The organism is Dialister succinatiphilus YIT 11850, from assembly GCF_000242435.1.
GTDB lineage: Bacteria > Bacillota > Negativicutes > Veillonellales > Dialisteraceae > Dialister > Dialister succinatiphilus.
The window spans coordinates 1-18,939 of the sequence record NZ_JH591187.1 but is presented as its reverse complement, the minus strand read 5'-3'; the positions used below and the strand labels follow the sequence as shown (position 1 = coordinate 18,939).

Below are 18,939 nucleotides of genomic sequence, written 5' to 3'. Positions count from 1 at the left end.
CGAAAGCACAGATTTACCCCTCACTGCTTTGATGCCTTACGTGTTATGCCATGGGAATCCCATGATGCCACTTCATATAATTTCTTATAAAAGCAGATTTCATGAGTAAATCAGTACTGTCAATCCTGTCAGCCGGCTTCTGGAATGGCGCCTGCCTGTACTTCGTTTTCAACGCTGCCGCCATTCTGCTTCCCGGCCTTTGCTTTCTTTTCTATCTTTTTTCTTCGGGAATCGATGTCAAAATCACTTTGTACTGCTTCGCCCCGGTCTTTGGCAATCCCTTTGTTCAGGTTTGCCACATAGAGCTTTCCATCTTCTGCAGATGACAGGCTGTACACCGCCGTATTTCCACAGTAAATGGTATCATCCTGGATCACCGCATCCGGTACATGGCCCGCATGGTAGAGTCTGTCCAGTTTGCCCGCCGTGAGGAAGGTCCTCTCCTTATCGGTATAGCGGCCTGCGGCAGATGGCTGGAAAGCCTTTTCACCATTCACCACGATCCAGCCGTCCTTCACATCCACATGGCCGCCGGAATACTGCTTCATCCATTTCAGGTTCTTATTGATACGGTCGCTGGTTTTGGGGTGGTTGCCCGGTGCCAGCACCGCCTTGATGCCGGAGGGAGAGCTTTCGCCGTACTTATCCTTCAGCACCTGCATGGAGGCTGCTCCGCCGCCGGGGTTGTAGCCCGCTTCCACAAGGTACTGGAAGCCCATATCATCCGCCTCTTTTTCCTGGTCCTTGGTGAATACCGCATTGGCCACATAGTTGGCCGCAATATTTCCAAGGAGATATTCGCCGTAGGACGCATCACTGCCAAGATAAATATCCAGCGCCGTAATCAGGCCTACACTCTTCTTCACGCCGTTCACGTTATGCCGCTTTTCGCCGTGGGAAATTTCATGGGCCATCACATAGGCCAGCTCATCATCGTCAAAGGCATCCAGGGAGCCTTTATTGACACAGAGCACGCCGCCCAGGCTCATGAAGGCATTGATGTCCTCGCTGGGGGACACATAGACATTGTAATTCCGCTCCACGGCGCCGGTATTCCGTATATTTTCATAAATGGACTGCACCCGGTTATCCGCTTCTGCCGATTCATACACGCCTGTCTGCTGCTGGCACTGGTCCAGAAGCTGCATCCCCGCTTTATCATCCATGCGGGTATAATAGCTGGAAATAAAAAGGAGAGCCGCCGCTCCGTAAAGAATCTTCTGGGTCGTAGTGGCTGCTTCCACCGTCACCGGCGCAGCTGCCCCCGTAAGACATACCGCTGCCAGCATGGCTGCTGTCAGTTTTTTCTTCCAATTTTTCATGTTCCTGCCTCCCTGAGAAGAACACAGATGGATTTGATATATTGTACCATGTTTGAGGGGAAAAGGAATAGTTCGCTGTCCACCCTGGTCCCACTGTGTTTCTTTTCCACAGGAAACTCTTCGCTCATAGTTTCCTGCCTGTCATGGCCCCATCGCCTTTCACATCAACAGGAAACCTCATTCCTGTATTGCTTAAACAGCCGGTCCGTGATAAGATAGAAAAGTATGAATGTATAGAATCCATCCTCTTGAAAGGAGCTTATGTATGACAGCAGATAATCTGACCTTTTCCCTTGAAATCGATTTCATTCCTGACATTGCAGAAGGACGGAATGAATTTAAGCACAAAATGAAAGAGGTGGCCGAAAAGCATGAGGGCACCTATATCCTTGACCCCAAGGGCCGTCCCATCATTTCCGGACTGGCAAAGGATGATGTGGAAGATACGCTGAAGGACCTGGGCCTTCTGGCTTTTGGTTCCTGGCCTTCCTGCATCCTGACCTGCACCATGACCACACCGCTTCCCATCCGTTCCGTAGGCATGTCCGACGGCTGGGATATTTACACCGGAAAGAAGACCTTCTTCGCCTTCGCCCAGTTCCCTTCCGATGCCCTTTCCATTATGACCAAAGCCTGCACTTACTACCTGGAACATGAAAATTACCAGTCCATGGAAGAATTTATTGACAACATGGGCTATGAAGCCTTCCGGGATGCGGTGCTTGGAAATACCATGCCCGGCGCTTCTGAGGGAGAAGCCGGCGATTATTACGGCGGCGGTTTCGCATCCCCCGATGTGCCGCCTCTGAAGGAAGGAGATTTCGTCCGCCCGGAAAACAATATCATGCAGATTATTGAAGTCTATCCGGAAATGGGACCCTTCCTTATGGAATACGGCATGTCCTGTGTAGGCTGCTTTGTTTCCTACGATGAAAACCTGTGGCAGGCCGCCCAGTCCCATGGTATGGATGTATTTGAAATCATCGGTGAAATGAATGAGTTCATTGCAGACAAGTACAAGAAACCCCTTCTCACCAATGATACCCCCATGGAAACCATTCTCACCATGTATCCCCAGCTCCTTCCCGTTTTCCAGGAAGAAAAGATTGCCATGCCTTCTGACATGAAGACCACCATCGGCACCATGTGCCGGGACGCAGGAGTAGACTCTGCCGCCCTCATTGCCAAATGCGATGAACGGCTCCGGGGCAAAGACGAAGCCTGATGGCAGCAAATAAAAAGGATGCGGCAAATGCCGCATCCTTTTTATTTGTCTTTTACCTTTTCCAAAAATGCGCAGAGTCTTTGGAAAAAGAGTTCATTCTGTCTTTTGTCCCTCTTGGGCGGCCCTTTCAGATGATTCCTGGCTGAGCGCCTGGCCTTTCCCGCCTCATACCGTTCCATCAGAAGGGATTCTATATTTTCATCCCTGTACTGCCATCCATTCTGATGAAACCCGTAGGCCTTTCTGGAAAGGACAAGTGATGCCAGTCCATAGTCCTGGGTAATCACCAGGTCCCCCTTCTTCGCAGCGGAAATAATAGCCCAGTCCGCCGCATCCCGTCCCTGATCCACCAGAATGACCCGGCTTGTCCTGGAAGAGATGAGATGGCTGGTATCGCAGAATATAAGGACCTCCAGCCCATAGAGAGCGGCCGCCCTTTCCGTTTCCGCAATCACCGGGCAGCCGTCGCCGTCAATCAGCACTTTCATACCTGTCTCCCCATAAAAAAACTGCAGGCACCTGCCTGCAGTCTTCTCATTTTATTTCATCTTCCAGCCCGATTTTTTCAGCATGGTCACCACCGGTACAATGATGACACCGGAAACAATGGCTTCCGGTACACCGTTCATGCCAACGATACCCATAATGGTTGCACCGACAGCTTCCACAGAAATCCCCTTGGATGCTGCATAGGGAGCACCTACCAGAAGGAAGAAGGAACCCAGGAAGAGGACGGTGTTGCAGAGAGATCCGCCTACAGCGGCAATACCAACACGAATGCCTTCCCTGCCGGGCATATGTTTATAAAGGAACCATGCAAAGAGACCGATGCACACCCTTGGAACGATGCAGATGAAAGCATCATAGAAAGGATTGTACTGCAGGGCAAACTGCAGAAGCAGACTTGGCGCCCGCAGGGTCTGGATGAAGGAGAAGAGTCCGAACAGGAATCCCACCAGCGCTCCTACCTTCGGTCCTGCCACCAGGGCACCGATAATGGTGGGGATATGAAGAATGGTGGCATTCATTACAATCAGGGGAATAAATCCGTACCCCGTAAGGCCCAGGAAAATGGTAATTCCTGCCAGAAGACCGGATACGGTGAGCTGACGGATACTTAAAAATACGTGATTTTCCTGGGGTGCATGATTAACTTTTTCCATTTGATAACCTCCGTTCTTACTCTCATCGAGATATAAGCCGTAAACTTAGCGATATACTCACTCTGCGGTCCGGTTCTTTTCCGATACCGGCAAAGCAGAGCCCCTCTATCTGCCAACAATTATTATAGCGAACAAATTTTATTTGTCAACACTTCTCTACCTGAAAATCCATGCCGTAAGCCGCCGGGCTCCCATAAGGGCAAGGCCGGTAAGCCAGAGATCGGAAAGATAGGGAAATACGGAAAGATAGGAAGGATCCAGGTAAGCCCTCCACAGGCCGCTTCCCGTGATGCGGGAAGAAACCACCACTGGAATGAAGAGGAGGAAGAGCCAGAAAATGGCTGAAAATACAGAAGTCACCGCCCGCTCGCCCCGGGGCCCCTCAAGGGATAGAAACAGGAAAACTCCGAAAGTCATCATAGCCAGCAGAATCTTCCCATAAAATACAAAGCCGAAGATTTCCATGAGGAAGAAAGAGGCCGTAAAGGGATCCAGCCGCATGCCGCCGGCATAGTAAAGCCCCAGAAAGGAAATCATGGCCGTGCCGGGGATAAGGCCGCTGAAAAAGGCTGAGCCCAGCCATCGGGCAGCCAGGGTGTTTTTCTCCTTCAGCCGGACGTAGATAAGAGAAAGCCACCGGTCCAGGAAGAATGCAAGGATAACGAAGAAAGAAAGCACCAGGAATGATGCTGCTGCCGCAGGAACCGGGGAAGTCTTCCATATCCGGTCAATGGAGGGCAGATAATTCCAGAATACCACCATCTCTACAATCACCAGAGAAATCCAGACAGGCCCGTGAACGGCACCCCTAAGGCCTCCCAGCTCGCTGCCCCAGCCCTTCTTCTGCACCAGGTAGAAAATCAAAGGCACCAGAAGTCCTGCCGCCCAGTAAACAAGGATTCCCAGGGACAGGGAAAAGGCCGTGTGAACCACAAATCCCCCCAGTCCCCAGGGAATGGTCAGCGCCATCAGCCAGAGCATCTGTTTTATGCAGTCTTTATTTTTACACATACTATCACCTCAATAGGTATATTGTACCACATGGGGCAGCGTCCAATGAGAAAGGTTAATGACCCTTTGGGCCGAAGGGCTGCGGATTGCCGCCGAGGCAATGAATATGAAGTCAGCGCTGCAGAATAACCCGCCCGCAGCACACGGTCATTCCAGCCAGAGCAAAGAATTCAGGTACCTGCCGATATCGATTCCTCTGCCCATAACAATCAGCCGGAGGAAAGACTGCTGTCTGGTAATCAGTGGTCTTTGATTTCTTTCAAGCATAGGATTCCTCGGTAAGCGGATAGAGGAAAGCCGTCTCACTCTCCACCAGCCCTCCGCGAAAAAACCGTCCGGATGTCCGGACGGTTTCCATTATTTCTTTATTTCTTTATTTCTTTTTTCCTTTTTTATCCGTTTTGTCTTTCTTCCGCTTCTGGCGCATATTCTTTCCCTTGTGGCCCAGAGCTTTATGTTCCTTTTTCTTGGTAGGCTTGTACATGCCGGGGGTTACCACTTTCTTTTTCGGTTTTCCCTGTCTTACGCGCCGTACATTTCCCTTTTCATCGTAGCGGGTAATGGTTTCGGAAATGGATTTTTCCAGTTTTCGAAGGAGACTCCCATCTTCAGGGGTGGCATAGGTAATGGCAATACCTTTTGTTCCTGCTCTTCCGGTGCGGCCGATGCGGTGGACATAGTATTCCAGATTCCGGGGAATGTCATAGTTGAATACGTGGGTAATGCCTTCCACATCCAGCCCCCGGGCTGCAATATCCGAGGCCACGAGAATCTGGGTTTTCGCCTTTTCAAATTCACGAATCACCTGGTTCCGCTGACCCTGGCTCATGTCGCCATGGATTTCATCAACCACGAAATCTGTTTCTTCCTGCAGCTTGCCTGCAATTTCATGGGCTTCTTCCCTGGTATTGCAGAAAACCACTGCCATGTAGGGATTCATTTCCGTCAGATGGCGTACCAGAAGCTTGAACTTCCTTGGTTTGGTCGTTTCATAGACCCGCTGTTCCACTGTGGAAGCTGCCGTTTTTTCAGAAACATCGATAAAAGCCGGATGCTTCATATATTTCCTTGCCAGCCGCACCGCTTCGTCCGGCATGGTGGCAGAGAAGAGGAGAAGTTGCCGCTTTTTCGGCGTTTCATCCACCAGAGCTTCGATATCTTCCCTGAAACCATTGGCCAGCATCTGATCCGCCTCATCCAGGATTACCGTTTTCACCTGGGAAAGGTCCAGACTTTTCCTCCGGATATGATCCAGAAGGCGGCCAGGGGTACCGATAATGACCTGTGGATCCCGTTTCAGCTTCTGCAGCTGGTTTTCAATGGTCCTGCCGCCGATGATATCTACGCCGTCAAGACCGAGCTTCAGAGCAAAGGGGCGGAATACGTCAAATACCTGCTTGGAAAGTTCCCGGGTGGGGGTCATGATGAGGACCTGGGTGGCGCCCCTGTCCTTATCCACCCGCTGGATAACCGGAAGCAGGTAGGCCAGGGTCTTGCCGGTGCCTGTCTGGGATCGACCAATCAGATCCTTTCCCTTAAAAATGGACGGGATGGAAGCCTGCTGGATGGGGGTGGGCATTTTAATCCCCTGCAGTTTCAAAAGGGCTGTCAAATCCTCTGCTACCCCAAGTGCTGCAAATGCGTTCATATATCCTCCTGTGACTGAAAAATAGGTATAAGGTATAAATTTCTTTTATTATATCATATGAAACCTTCTATGTTTGAAACAGGTCATTCCTCTTTTTTCACAGCCGGAAGAGTGAAGGATACGGCTGCTCCCATAAGGCCTGCCACCCAGAGAATCTGGAGGGCTGTCTGAAGGCCCCATATATCAGCTGCCCAGCCAACCAGGGGTGCAACCATGCCGCCCAGGGTGGTAGAAAGTCCCAGGGTCACGCCGGAGGCAAAGCCGGCATTTCTCCCCAGATAGGTCTGCCCCAGGATAACGATGGGACTATAGGGCATAAAGACGGAAAGGGCCGCCGGAATCAGAAGCACAAAAGCCCATGCCAGGTTTTCTGTGTGGGTGAGAAGGAAATAGGCCGGTACCATGGAAAGAAAGGCCAGGTGAATGATTTTCAAAAATCCCATTTTGTCTGCCAGCAGACCGCCTAGATAGGTAAAGCAGGCCCCCAGCCCGAAAAGAATGGATAGCGCTGTGGTTCCCTCCCCTTCCGTGGCCCCCAGTACGTGAATCCAGAGGAGCGGGATGAAGGTATTGCTTAAGGTAAATCCAAGAGAACGGGCCAGTATCAATACAGACAGCTTTCCAAAAGATATCCAGTCGTTCTTTCTTTCCATTCCCCCAAGAACCCGGGCTTCTTCCTTTTCCGCCATAGCCATGGCAGGGCGAAGGGAAGCCATGCAGCGGACTATGGCAAATGCCATAACCGCATTAAGGATACCGAATATCAGGAGGGACTGGATGCCCAGCCGGTAGGCGCAGAAACCTGCCAGAAGGGGGCCTATGGCAAACCCCGCATTGCCGCCTACAGAGAAGATTCCCATGGCCCGGCCTTTCCGGCTTCCGGAAATCCGATTCACCATAAGGGCCGCTTCCGGATGAAAAAGGGCACTGCCTATGCCGCAGCAGAGGGCTGACAGAAAAAGGGACGCATAGCCCGGGGCAAAGCCTGCGAAAGAAATAGCGGCCCCGCAGATCAGAGGGCCCAGCGGCACAAACCAGGGCTTGGAAACCTTATCGGAATAATAACCAAAGAGCGGCTGCATGACAGAAGCAATGAGCACATTGGCAAAAACCAGCAGGCCTGCTTCCTGGTAAGAAAGACCGAAGCGGGCAATGAAATAGGGAAGCAGCGCCGGTATGGCGCCCTGAGACCAGTCTGTGGCCAAATGCCCTAAGGCGAAGAAGTAGACCGACGAATGCATGGAAACCTCCTTTTTCCTTTTATTATATGGCAAAGAGGAGAAAAAATCCTGTACACCTCTCAGCAGAAAAACATTTTCTTTCCAGTTTTTTGGACACAAAAAAACTTCCAAGTTCAACACTTGGAAGTTCATTTTTGAGTGGTGCGGTCGGAGAGATTTGAACTCTCACGGATTACTCCACTACCGCCTGAAGATAGCGCGTCTGCCAGTTCCGCCACGACCGCATATGAAGTTAAACAACAAGTAATTAGGAAATTGTGGTGCGGCTGGTGAGACTTGAACTCACACGATCGAAAGATCACTACCCCCTCAAAGTAGCGCGTCTGCCATTCCGCCACAGCCGCATATATGGTGCCTCAGAACGGAATCGAACCGTTGACACAAGGATTTTCAGTCCTTTGCTCTACCAACTGAGCTACCGAGGCAAAATTGTGGCGACCCGGATCAGATTTGAACTGACGATCTCCGCCGTGACAGGGCGGCATGTTAGACCACTACACCACCGGGCCGTTTGGTGGGCGATAACAGGATCGAACTGCTGACATTCTGCTTGTAAGGCAGACGCTCTCCCAGCTGAGCTAATCGCCCACATTGGTGACCTGTGCGAGATTCGAACTCGCGAACCCGCCGTGAAAGGGCGGTGTCTTAACCACTTGACGAACAGGCCACATATGGTGATCCATCCGCGACTCGAACGCGGGACACCTTGATTAAAAGTCAAGTGCTCTACCGACTGAGCTAATGGATCATTGGCAGGGGTAGTAGGATTCGAACCTACGCATGACGGAGTCAGAGTCCGTTGCCTTACCGCTTGGCGATACCCCTATGGCTCCTGAAGCAGGGTTCGAACCTGCGACATCGTGATTAACAGTCACGCGCTCTACCGGCTGAGCTATTCAGGAATCTATAGCACATCCTCTCGGATGATACTAACTATGGAGCGGAAAACGGGACTCGAACCCGCGACCCCAACCTTGGCAAGGTTGTGCTCTACCACTGAGCTACTTCCGCATTTGTTAGCAACGATATTATTTTATCATTGCTTTCGTCGTTTGTCAAGTCACTTCTTGAAATTTTATCTTTCAGTGATTTGACCCTCAACGTCACGTCCTATACTTTATCACATTGTGACATTTCTGTCAACAGGAAGTTTTGAATCAGTCAAGATCTCATTTCCTGTCTTTGGACTTCCGCCGTGCGACGAAAGTGATTATAGCTCATTTTTCTTCTTTTGGCAAGCCCCTTTTTACAAATTATTTAAAAAAAGCATAAAAATACACCGGCATCCATAGAAGATGCCGGTGCGGTCAGTCAGAAGCCCTATAAATCCAATCCTGCGCTCATGCCAAAGACCTTCATGTGCCTGCTGAAGACAGACTCTCCACGGTCCGTGAAATATCCCAGATATTCTGCCAGGGTATTATCGCCTGTCGGCTTTTCAGCGCTGGAACTGCCATAGGCAGTGCGGTCCGTAAGGAACCTGCCGTCCATGGGCATGAAGGCAGCCGAAAGACCTTCCAGCATGGCTGCTGCAAAAGGATCCACATCCTCGGCAGGCACTTCTTTCCCCACTGTGGAAACGGCATCGGTCAAAATAGCAGCCGATGACTTTCCTTTCTCCGTTTTTCCTTTGGAAATGGTAAAGGGACAGGTAAAGAGGGTTTCCACCTCCAGATAGTCCAGGCATGCCAGGAAGAGGTAAAGGGATATCAGATTTTCCTCCGATACGCCTGCCCGCCTGAGGTCCACCACATCCGCCGGAATTTCATCAATGGCATGAGACACGCCGGCCGTTAAAGCGGAGAATACCTTCCATCCCGTTTCTTCCCACTCCGGCGCTCCTTTGCTGCAGATGTCCTTCCAGATTCTGAAAAGGTCTGCCTGCTTTAAAAGAAGGGGCTTGTCCCCATAGGGCGGGATATGGAAATAATGAGCGGAAATCTGAGCTTTCGGATTGGGCTTTTCAATGAAATTGTCCGGAAGGCCGGCATCCTTCAGCTTTGATTTCAGGTACACCGGCGGCACCCCCATGTCGATGAGGCCGCCAATCATCATATCTGCCGTCAGTTTTCCGTAGCATCTGATAAAAAGGGCTTTCATTATTTAATCTCCTTTCTCTGCCTCCCGCTTCCTGCGCCGTCGATGGCCACATCCACGTCGGCGGTGCCAAAGGTTTTCATCTGGTTCAGCATGTCAATGGCCGCATCCAGAAGGGAGAGGCCCAGGGCTGATCCGAATCCTTCGGCTTCTGTGAAATCATAATGGAGGAAAGCATTCATCTTGAGTTTCTGCATCTGCATTTTATGAATCGGTTCTTCATAATAGACTGAAGGAAAAATGAAGTTTCTGATTTCCGGATACACCGTCACTGCCGCCAGCACGGCCGCTCCGGTCACTGCATTATCAAAGACTACGATCATGCCTTTTCTGGCCGCTTCCACCACGAAGCCAAAGAGAGCTGCAATTTCCGCAGAACCCACTTCCGCCAGATTGCCCACCGGGTCTTTGGCAAAATCCCCGACACCGGACAAAGAGAGCTGGAAGCTGCTTCCCTGAGAAACTTTCATCAGGTCTTCCTTCATAATGGATGCCGTCACTGCCAGGGCGGAGAGAAGGGATCTTTCCCCTATGTTTCCTATCCCTGCCGCTTCCACGCCCTGGGCAGCCAGGGTTTTGGCCACAGACATGCCGAGGGAAATGGCATTTTCCACCACCTCATCATCCATGGCAGGCCTGCCGTGATGGGTGCCGTGAATCATTTTCTTTGTAAGCACTCCTTCTATATCGGAGGTATCCTTTTCAAGGCCTGCATCAATGAGGTACACCGGCGACTCCAGCTGCCGGGCAATAACATTGACCGGCCCGTATCCTTGGGCCACCAGCTTCATTTCATCATGAGAGAGCTGGCCTTTTGTTTTATTTTCTCCGTCCACTGCCGTATCGCCGCCGAAAATAACCAGGGCCTTGCTGAGATAGGAAGGCTTGACAATGCCTGTAATACCGGCAATGCGGACTGCCATTTCCTCCAGCTTTCCCAGAGAATGGATCGGTTTAATCAGATTATCCACGTAAAGCTGGCAGGCTTTCATCACATCTTCATTTAACTTCGGAATGGAACTCATGCTTTCACCTCTTCCTCTTTAGCCGCGCATTCCCGATATACGGAAAGGGCATAGTCCAGCATTCTTGTCTGAATGCCGGCACCAATGGCTTCACCCAGGCGGAAGTCCAGGTCAATGTATTCCGTCAGTCCCAAGGCAGCCAGCGATTTCTTATGGGCCTGTTCCAGGGACAGATGAGACGCCATAAGGTAATGGACCACTTCCGGGCACAAAGCTTTGGCAATGAACGCACTGGCGGTAGTGTTGAAGCCATCAATGATGGTGAGGGCATGGTTGGCAGCGGCCCCCAGGATGACGCCGGTCATGCAGCCGTATTCAAAACCGCCCACCTTGGAAAGTACGTCCAGGCCGTCATTGGGATCAGGATGGTTCACATCCATTGCCCTCTGCACCACATCGATTTTATGGCGAAGCCGTTCATCGGAAATATTGGTGCCCCGGCCGGTGACTTCGATGGCATTCCAATGGTTGAAAGCACCCAGAATACAGGCAGAGGAAGTGGTATTGGAAATTCCCATTTCACCGATGGTAAATACCCGGTACCCCTCCCTGGCCTTTTCGTCTGCAATCTCGATGCCCGTTTCAATGGAGCGGATCGCCTCCAGGCGGGTCATGGCCGGCCCTTGGGCAATATTTTTCGTACCCCAGGCGATTTTCCGGTCAAGGAGGTTCGGCACTCCGCTCATGTCAGCATTAATTCCCATGTCTACCACCACCATGTCAGAGCGGGCATAATAGGCCATGGCATTGGCTGCAGCCCCCTTCGTTTCCACGTAGGCCTTTGTCATGCCTACAGTGGTGGACTGAGGATAGGCGGAAACCCCTTCTGCATAAACGCCATGATCGCTGCAGGCAATGACGGTGCAGCACTTCGGGATCGCCGGCATGGCCTCCCCTGTCACACCGGCAAACTGGGTTACCATGGTTTCCATTTTTCCCAAGTCCCCCATGCCTGTGTACAGATTCTTCCACCGGAATGCTGCCTTTTCCATGGCCTCTTCATCCAATGGCTGAATCTGATTCAATGTTTCATCCAGTAAACCCATTCAAACCTCCTTATTATGTTTTCATTAAATTATTATTAACCTGCTAAAAATAGATTCAACTTCATTATACCATGGATGGATAGATTTTCCGTACTTCCCCTCCCATTGTATCCTTTGAATCAAATGGCTATAATAAAGGAAAGGCATGAGCCTTTGCAATTTCATAAAACCGAAGAGGGGAATAGAAGTCATCTGCTATTCCCTTTTTCATTTTTGTACAAGGGAGGTTTTTACCAGTGGATTTTGAAAAGCTTTACATTGACGGCCAGTGGACTGCCGGTGCGTCAGGCCGGTTTATCGAAGTAGAGAATCCCGCCACCCGGCAGATTTTTGCCCGAGTGCCCGCCGGAAATGAAATAGATGTGGACAAAGCAGCCAGGGCAGCTCATAAGGCCCTTCCGGCCTGGGCCGCCCTTCCGCTGACAGAGAGAATCAATCTGATGGAAAAATTCCTTGCCATTTTCAAAAGCCAGGAAAATGACCTCATTGACATCACCATCAAAGAGCTGGGCTCTCCCTACAGCTTTACCAAATCATCCCAGGTAGAATACCAGTACGTGCGCACCCGTTCCTACATAGACCTGGCGCCAAAGGTTCCTCTGGTGGAAAAGATGGCCTATTCCACCACCTACCGGGAACCGGTGGGCGTTATCGGCTGCATTACGCCTTGGAACTATCCCCTGGGGCAGGTCATCCAGAAAATCGTACCGGCCCTGCTCATGGGAAATACGGTGATTTTAAAGCCAAGCCAGCATACGCCCCTTTCTTCCTATTACCTGGCAGAAGCCTTTGAAAAGGCCGGCTTCCCGAAAGGCGTATTCAACCTGGTTACCGGCCGGGGCGGTGAAGTGGGCAATGCCCTTTCCTCCCATCCCCTGGTGGATATGATTTCCTTCACCGGCTCCACCTCCGGCGGCGTAACGGTAGGCAAGAAGGCCCTGGAGTCAGTGAAACATATCAGTCTGGAACTGGGCGGTAAATCCCCCTATGTGATTCTTCCTGCCAAAGATCATGACTACACCGAACCTATCCACCTGTGCTTCAACAGCATCTTCCTGAATTCCGGGCAGACCTGCACTGCCTTCTCCCGCCTCCTCATTCCGGCAGAAGAAAAGGAAACCATAGAAAAACAGCTGACAGAAATCGCCAAAGAATATACAGTCGGCAGCCCCGAAAACCATGAAGTAAAGCTGGGCCCTGTGTCCTCCCTGCAGCAGTACAAAAAGATTTCCGAATATATCAGAAAGGGCATGGATGAAGGAGCCCGCCTCCTTTTGGGCGGACTTCCGGACTCTCCGGATAAGGGCTACTACATAAAGCCCACCATCTTCACCGATGTGAAAAATGATATGACCATCGCCCAGGATGAAATCTTCGGGCCCGTGCTCTGCGTCATTACCTACCGGGATGAGGACGATGCCATCTCCATTGCCAATGATGTACGCTACGGCCTCAACGCCGGTGTGTACGGTCCCAAGGACAAAGCCATCGCCATGGCCCATAGAATTCAGGCAGGCAATGTATACATCAATGCCAGCCCCCGTGATACGGCAGCTCCCTTCGGCGGCTACAAGGAAAGCGGCATCGGCCGGGAAGGCGGCATTTACGGCATGCTCGAATTTACCCAGCAGAAGGCCCTCTTCGATACAGGAAAATAGCCTCTTTCCTCACAGGACTTCCCCTTCAGGGGGAAGCCCTGTTTCTTTTTCCTCCCTTTCGATATAATAAAGAAAAAGGAGGAAATCTATGAACAATACCATCGTAAAAAAAGCTGTCCTGGTCCTGGCCCTCATCCTCTGTGCCGCCGGAGGCTGGTACGTTTTCTACTGGTCCAGAACTCCGGCCTATGCAGCAGGGGAAATCCAGCAGGCCCTGAAGAAAAAGGACCTGCAGCTTTTCAAGGAACGAGTAGACATGGATAGGGTCTATGGCTCTGCCGTAGATGACACCGCCGCCTACCTGGCTTCCGATGGCAGGGTAGACCATGAGCTGGCTGCTTCCCTTCTGAAAATGCTGAAAAAACAGGCCGTCGATGAAATGGTGCGCCAAACGGAAATCCGCTTTACGGAAGGAAATGGCAAGGAATCTTCCGGCAAAGCAGGGAAAATCATGTCTGCCTCCCTGGGCTCCGCTGCCCTTTCCCTCACTGATATTCTGGACGTAAAGGAAGAGAATGGCAAAGCCCTGGTGTATGTGAAGGTTCATGATAAAAAACTGGACAAAGACTTTACCTGGCAGGTGCTTATGGAAAAGGATGTGAACGGCAGCTGGACCGCCGTAAAAATTCTGAACCTCAAGGAATACCTGCAGGAAAGGGCCCGCTGAAGGGTGCAAGCAAAAGGACGCTGAAGAAATGGCTCTCATTTCTTCAACGTCCTTTTGCGCAGCATATAAATATGTAATTTTCCTGTGGTCAGATGATCTGGAACAGGAAGAATTTCAGGTAATAGGTTTCCGGCACCGTCATGAGAATGGGATGGTCCGGTGCCTGCTGACGGAATTCAATCTGCCTTAAGGTGACTCCGGCGTCCCGGGCTGCTTCCTTCACCATTTTCACAAAAAGTTCTTCTCCCATGAAATGGGAGCAGGAACAGGTGGCCAGATATCCGCCCCGGGGCAGGATTTTCATGGCCCTGTAGTTGATTTCCTTGTAACCCCGGAAGGCTTCGTGCACGGTCCTGCCGGATTTCGTGAAGGCTGGCGGATCCAGGATGATGTAATCATATTCATGATTCTTCGTGCGATCCAGCTCCGTAAGGAAGTCAAATACGTCCGCCCTGACAGCCTGGATAGGAAGACCGTTGATGATGCCGTTATGGGCAGCCATATGCACCGCTTCCTCTGAAATATCCAGAGCCGTCACCGAAGCGGCTCCGCCTTTGGCCGCATTCAGCGCAAAAGCGCCGGTATGGGTAAAGCAGTCCAGCACATGGCGTCCCCGGGCAATGGAAGCTGCCGCCAGGCGGTTGAATTTCTGGTCAAGGAAGAAACCGGTTTTCTGCCCATTCTCCACATCCACCGTATAGCGAATGCCGTTTTCTACAATGTCTACCAGGGTCTTTTCCTCTTCCGGAGCAAGAAGAGGGGAATGGTAAAATCCCTTGTACTGCTCCATGCCCTCCAGTTCCCTGATTTTCACATCATTTCTTTCATAAATGCAGGATACGGGAAGATTTCTTTCCCGAAGCACTTCGATGAGGCCGTCAAGGAAAAGGTGCTTCCTTTTTTCCATGCCCAGAGACAGCACCTGCACCGACAGCACATCGCCGAAACGGTCCACCGTCAAGCCCGGCAGCTGATCTGCTTCGCCAAACACCAGACGGCAGCAGTCATAATCTTCCTTCCTCATCACCTGGAGACGGTAATCGACGGCATAGGCAGCCCGCCTTTTCCAGAAAGCTTCATCGAACCGGTCATTGGCATTGGTGGAGAAGATACGGATAGTGATTTTGGAATGAGGATTGTAAAACCCGGTCCCCACAAATTTCCCTTTGGAAGAAAGGACCTTCACCATGTCTCCTGGCGCTATGCCTTCATCCATGTCTTTGATTTCAGAACCGTAAATCCAGGGATGGCCTCCCCTGGCCGCCAGTTCCGCCCGTTTGCTGATGGTTACCGTTTTCAGTGCTTCCATGTGTGTCTCCTGTCATAAAAATAGAAATCATATGTCTGTTATTTTACCACAGGAAGCACCGGAGCTTCAAAGCAGGGAGAAAGAGAAGTAAGTGTCAAGTTTTCCTCGGTAATTCATTTGACTGTCGATAATTACTATCTCCGTGGCTTCGGTTTAATCAGTATTTCTGTATAGCTCTGGCCAGTCTCCCCATTGGTGAAGAAGAAGCTCCATAAACGCCTATACGCCCCTCCAGGCATCCTGGCCTATAGTTTCTCATTTTACGCTTCTGCGCCTCACTCCGGACATTCTGGGCGATTTTACGCTCTGTCTGCACCGCAGCCTTGTGCATGGCTCTATCCATCTTTTTGTAGCTTTTCCCATTAGCATGGTACAGGAGAGCTGCTGTAAGTGTTTTATTCTTCCGGGCGGTTAATACCCAAACCATACACTCCATTCCCTCGCTGGACCAGCTCCGTCCCTGCCGCTTCATGCGATAGCTGTAGAACCGGTGATTTGTTTCTGCAGTCCCCAGGTGAATCTCTGTATGGATGCCGCGCTGACTCAGGCTGGGGATATAGGGAGCATTTCTCTCCAGATAGCTCTGCAGCTTGTCTACCTCCTCCAAATCCGCCTCTGTTCGGGCGCAGCTCCGGGCAGTGTCCATCCATACCGGAATCTGTTTCATAATATTGTCGGTCCGGTGAAGCTCTCGGATAATGTGGTCTACCAGTTCCTTGTTGCAGAAGCTGAGCCGGTTCCGGATCTTTTCATGCACATGATAGCAGTCGCGGAAGTGCTGGTGATCCAGGCAGCCTTCTACCATTCGCTCAAAGTCCTGAAACTGGTATCCGGACCCTCCATCCCCATTCGACAGCACTGTGGTCTTAGACAGGTCATAGTGCCCAAGCAGATAGCTTCTTACCATTGCAAAAAGTTCTTTCCTGCTGGTAGATGCAAAGCAGCGAAGTCCTACCAGTTCTGTCCTGTTGCCATTTTTCCTGACTCCCTCATATACCTGGAGGCGGTGCACTTCCGAAACGCCGCCTTTCTCCTTGTTCTTGAGTACAATTCCATCTCCTTCAATCGCTATAATTTCCGGCTGTGTCGGCTTTTCAACCTTTTCCTCTTCTGCCAATGCTTTTTCGTAAGCCTTTGCCTTCTTACCGGCATAATTCTTGAGTGAGATAACGGACTGATGGGAGATGGTAATCCCTGCCAGGCTTTGCAGGAGTTCGCTGGCACTTCGAGATGTGGTAATTGCGACAGCCTCGACAATCCGCTCAATCATTCCCATGCTGTAGTGTTTTCTGGGCTCAAAGCCCATTTTGCGGTCCAGGGGATAGAAGCTCTTCCCATCTTTCTGCAGAAGTCTTCGGGTATAGGTCAGCTCTCCATAGCGACAGTAAATCGTCCGGGAGTCCCGGCGCGCCACACGCCACCCCTGTGACCTGTAAATCTGATACAGCTCCGCGTCAATACGCTCCAGAGCCATAGCTATAAGCTGACAGTTCATTTCTTCGAGCCAATGAGATAACTTCCTTTCAGACTCAATAGAATCATCAGATTCCTTGATGATAGAAATGACTGCTCCTATTGCATTTTCACTCCAAATTTCTCCAGTTTTTGTTATAATATCCATGAGGAAAGCCCTTTCTTTGTTTTATTTGTGCACGGAAATTATAACATTTCCACTCAAGGGGAGGCTTTCCTCTTTTATTGTTTCTGGAAAATTCCCCTACCGAGTAAAATTTTACACTAAGGAAAGAGAAAAATGGCTGCTTCCCTCCCCCTGATTTCTCTGCGCTCTTCATCACCCCAGGTACTTGTGGAAGAAGGCGGCGATTTTGTCAAAGGGAATCTTGTCCATGTTGTCATAAAGGTCTGTGTGGCTGGCACCGGGAACGATAAGGAGTTCCTTGTTGTTTCCTTTCAGTTTCTTGAACGCATCTTCCGAAAAATAACGGGAATGGGCTTTTTCACCATGAATCATGAGGACAGGGCTTTCGATTTCGTCCGCATAGGTCAGAAGAGGCATATTCATGAAGGACAGGGCACTGGTCAGGTTCCATCCGTCATTGGAGTTAGGAGACCGGGGATGATAGCCTCTCTTTGTTTTGTAATAGTCATAGTAATCCTTCACAAACTGAGGCGCATCTGCCGGAAGAGGATCTACCACACCGCCGTCTCTCTTGTAGTTTCCATTTCTATAATCCAGGGTTCTCTCTTCATTAAGGACCTTCCGTCTTTCCATTCTTTCCTTCTTTAAAAGACTCTGGTTCTTTTCATAGTCGAAATAGCCATTGGCAATCACCCGGCTCATATCGTACATGGTGGATGTAACGGTGGCTTTGATTCTTGTATCCATAGCCGCGGCATTCAATGCCATGCCGCCCCAGCCGCAGATGCCTGCAATACCGATTTTATCCGGATTCACATCGTCGCGGCTGGAGAGATAATCCACCGCTGCCGAGAAATCTTCCGTATTGATGTCCGGACTGGCCACATTTCTGATTCTGCCGCCGCTTTCGCCGATAAAGGATGGGTCAAAAGCCATGGTTAAAAATCCCATTTCCGCCAGCTTCTGGGCATAGAGACCTGCCGCCTGTTCCTTGACGGCACCGAAGGGGCCTGCCACAGCCAGGGCCGCCATTTTCCCTTTCCTGTTTTTCGGCATGTACAGGTCTGCTGCCAGGGTTATGCCATAGCGGTTATGGAAGGTGACCTTGGAATGGTCTACCTTGTCACTTTTGGGAAAGGTTTTGTCCCAGGTATCAGTGAGCTTCAGCGGTTCCTCTCCCTGCCAGGGAGTCGTAGAAATCCGGCGCACCCCGTTTCCCTTTTCTCCCTGGCTGTTCACATCGGCAGCCTCCGCCGTCATTACAGAGCCTGCCAGAGCAAGACCGGCCAGGGCAAGAATCATCCATTTTATCTTCTTTACATTTTTCATTCTGTTTTCTCCCTTGATTTATTGCACATGCATGCCAGCTACGAAGGCTTCATGAAGCTCTTTATGATTTTCAATATCTCCTGCCTCCGTCACGCCGCCGGCAAATACCACACCTGCCAGGCGGGACTTGGGGAAACAGTCAATCCAGCCGGTCAATCCGGAAATGGCTCTTTCCGGTGTATGGGGGTTGTCATCAGCTGCAGCCATCAGAAGGTATACATCCCGGAAATGGTATTCCTGCGGAAACAGGGGATTGCACCGATCCAGCAGAGTCTTCAGCTGTCCGCTGATTCCGTAGTAATAGATGGGCGTAGCAAATACCACCACATCGGCATTCCCTATTTTTTCGCAGAGAACCGCCCCGTCATCCTTCTGGTAACAGCGAAATGTTTTCTGGCAGGACAGACATCCGGTGCAGAATCCCAGCTTCCTGCCTGCCAGGGAAATCAATTCCGTTTCATTTCCTGCCTTTTCTGCTCCCTGTGCAAAAGCAGCTGCCAGCCTTTCTTAGTGTAAAATTTTACTCGGTAGGGGAATTTTTCCAGAAACAATAAAAGAGGAAAGCCTCCCCTTGAGTGGAAATGTTATAATTTCCGTG

The 18,939-nt window shown here is 50.8% G+C and carries 16 protein-coding genes and 10 tRNA genes; 3 read left to right on the top strand and 23 right to left on the bottom strand.

Annotated elements, in window-relative coordinates; all coding sequences use genetic code 11:
- Positions 1–128: 128 nt before the first annotated feature.
- A complete protein-coding gene (locus HMPREF9453_RS00130) occupies positions 129–1,322 on the bottom strand; it encodes a M48 family metallopeptidase (protein WP_008858523.1) in 1,194 nt (397 codons plus the stop codon).
- Between the two features lie 265 nt (positions 1,323–1,587).
- Between HMPREF9453_RS00130 and HMPREF9453_RS00125 the strand changes: the two genes are divergently transcribed.
- Positions 1,588–2,547: a DUF1858 domain-containing protein gene (locus HMPREF9453_RS00125; protein WP_008858522.1), complete on the top strand. Its 960-nt coding sequence runs from the start codon at positions 1,588–1,590 to the stop codon at positions 2,545–2,547.
- A 41-nt stretch (positions 2,548–2,588) separates the two neighbouring features.
- Here the strand turns inward: HMPREF9453_RS00125 and HMPREF9453_RS00120 are convergent, their stop codons facing one another.
- From HMPREF9453_RS00120 to cobT, 18 genes are all read right to left on the bottom strand, one after another.
- Complete coding sequence (locus HMPREF9453_RS00120; RefSeq protein WP_008858521.1) at positions 2,589–3,035, bottom strand: YaiI/YqxD family protein; 447 nt, start codon at positions 3,033–3,035, stop codon at positions 2,589–2,591.
- Positions 3,036–3,086: 51 nt separating this feature from the next.
- The gene (locus HMPREF9453_RS00115; RefSeq protein ID WP_008858520.1) at positions 3,087–3,710 is read right to left on the bottom strand and encodes an ECF transporter S component; all 624 of its coding nucleotides are present in this window, start codon (positions 3,708–3,710) and stop codon (positions 3,087–3,089) included.
- A gap of 156 nt (positions 3,711–3,866) precedes the next feature.
- Entirely contained in the window at positions 3,867–4,721 is an 855-nt protein-coding gene (locus HMPREF9453_RS00110; protein WP_008858519.1) for a hypothetical protein, read from the bottom strand.
- Positions 4,722–5,094: 373 nt separating this feature from the next.
- On the bottom strand, positions 5,095–6,369 hold the full coding sequence (locus HMPREF9453_RS00105) for a DEAD/DEAH box helicase (RefSeq protein ID WP_008858518.1): 1,275 nt from the start codon (positions 6,367–6,369) through the stop codon (positions 5,095–5,097).
- An 83-nt stretch (positions 6,370–6,452) separates the two neighbouring features.
- The gene (locus tag HMPREF9453_RS00100; RefSeq protein WP_008858517.1) at positions 6,453–7,610 is read right to left on the bottom strand and encodes an MFS transporter; all 1,158 of its coding nucleotides are present in this window, start codon (positions 7,608–7,610) and stop codon (positions 6,453–6,455) included.
- Between the two features lie 139 nt (positions 7,611–7,749).
- A tRNA-Leu gene (locus HMPREF9453_RS00095) sits at positions 7,750–7,834 on the bottom strand.
- Positions 7,835–7,868: 34 nt separating this feature from the next.
- Positions 7,869–7,954, bottom strand: a tRNA-Leu gene (locus tag HMPREF9453_RS00090).
- Between the two features lie 5 nt (positions 7,955–7,959).
- Positions 7,960–8,035: transfer RNA gene (locus HMPREF9453_RS00085), tRNA-Phe, on the bottom strand.
- Positions 8,036–8,042: 7 nt separating this feature from the next.
- Positions 8,043–8,119, bottom strand: a tRNA-Asp gene (locus tag HMPREF9453_RS00080).
- Between the two features lie 3 nt (positions 8,120–8,122).
- Positions 8,123–8,198 (bottom strand) — tRNA-Val (locus tag HMPREF9453_RS00075).
- 4 nt (positions 8,199–8,202) lie between these two features.
- Positions 8,203–8,277 (bottom strand) — tRNA-Glu (locus HMPREF9453_RS00070).
- Positions 8,278–8,282: 5 nt separating this feature from the next.
- Positions 8,283–8,358 (bottom strand) — tRNA-Lys (locus HMPREF9453_RS00065).
- Between the two features lie 2 nt (positions 8,359–8,360).
- Positions 8,361–8,435: transfer RNA gene (locus HMPREF9453_RS00060), tRNA-Gln, on the bottom strand.
- Between the two features lies 1 nt (position 8,436).
- A tRNA-Asn gene (locus tag HMPREF9453_RS00055) sits at positions 8,437–8,512 on the bottom strand.
- Between the two features lie 34 nt (positions 8,513–8,546).
- Positions 8,547–8,621 (bottom strand) — tRNA-Gly (locus tag HMPREF9453_RS00050).
- A 309-nt stretch (positions 8,622–8,930) separates the two neighbouring features.
- Positions 8,931–9,710, bottom strand: coding sequence for a nickel insertion protein (larC, locus tag HMPREF9453_RS00045; protein ID WP_008858516.1), 780 nt, complete (start codon positions 9,708–9,710; stop codon positions 8,931–8,933).
- A complete protein-coding gene (locus tag HMPREF9453_RS00040) occupies positions 9,710–10,732 on the bottom strand; it encodes a nicotinate-nucleotide--dimethylbenzimidazole phosphoribosyltransferase (RefSeq protein ID WP_008858515.1) in 1,023 nt (340 codons plus the stop codon). The genes larC and HMPREF9453_RS00040 overlap by 1 nt, the downstream gene beginning before the upstream one ends.
- On the bottom strand, positions 10,729–11,778 hold the full coding sequence (cobT, locus tag HMPREF9453_RS00035) for a nicotinate-nucleotide--dimethylbenzimidazole phosphoribosyltransferase (RefSeq protein ID WP_008858514.1): 1,050 nt from the start codon (positions 11,776–11,778) through the stop codon (positions 10,729–10,731). The genes HMPREF9453_RS00040 and cobT overlap by 4 nt, the downstream gene beginning before the upstream one ends.
- Positions 11,779–12,014: 236 nt before the next feature.
- On the opposite strand from cobT, the gene HMPREF9453_RS00030 reads away from it, so the two are divergent.
- The gene (locus HMPREF9453_RS00030; protein WP_008858513.1) at positions 12,015–13,436 is read left to right on the top strand and encodes an aldehyde dehydrogenase family protein; all 1,422 of its coding nucleotides are present in this window, start codon (positions 12,015–12,017) and stop codon (positions 13,434–13,436) included.
- 88 nt (positions 13,437–13,524) lie between these two features.
- Positions 13,525–14,103: a DUF2939 domain-containing protein gene (locus tag HMPREF9453_RS00025; RefSeq protein WP_008858512.1), complete on the top strand. Its 579-nt coding sequence runs from the start codon at positions 13,525–13,527 to the stop codon at positions 14,101–14,103.
- An 88-nt stretch (positions 14,104–14,191) separates the two neighbouring features.
- Here the strand turns inward: HMPREF9453_RS00025 and HMPREF9453_RS00020 are convergent, their stop codons facing one another.
- The 4 genes from HMPREF9453_RS00020 to HMPREF9453_RS00005 form a co-directional block, all read right to left on the bottom strand.
- Complete coding sequence (locus HMPREF9453_RS00020) at positions 14,192–15,412, bottom strand: class I SAM-dependent rRNA methyltransferase (RefSeq protein WP_008858511.1); 1,221 nt, start codon at positions 15,410–15,412, stop codon at positions 14,192–14,194.
- 157 nt (positions 15,413–15,569) lie between these two features.
- Positions 15,570–17,033, bottom strand: coding sequence for an ISLre2-like element ISDsu1 family transposase (locus tag HMPREF9453_RS00015; protein ID WP_008858510.1), 1,464 nt, complete (start codon positions 17,031–17,033; stop codon positions 15,570–15,572).
- Between the two features lie 171 nt (positions 17,034–17,204).
- Complete coding sequence (locus HMPREF9453_RS00010; RefSeq protein WP_008858509.1) at positions 17,205–18,341, bottom strand: alpha/beta hydrolase; 1,137 nt, start codon at positions 18,339–18,341, stop codon at positions 17,205–17,207.
- A gap of 18 nt (positions 18,342–18,359) precedes the next feature.
- Positions 18,360–18,842, bottom strand: coding sequence for a flavodoxin family protein (locus HMPREF9453_RS00005; protein ID WP_050805675.1), 483 nt, complete (start codon positions 18,840–18,842; stop codon positions 18,360–18,362).
- Between the last annotated feature and the right edge of the window lie 97 nt (positions 18,843–18,939).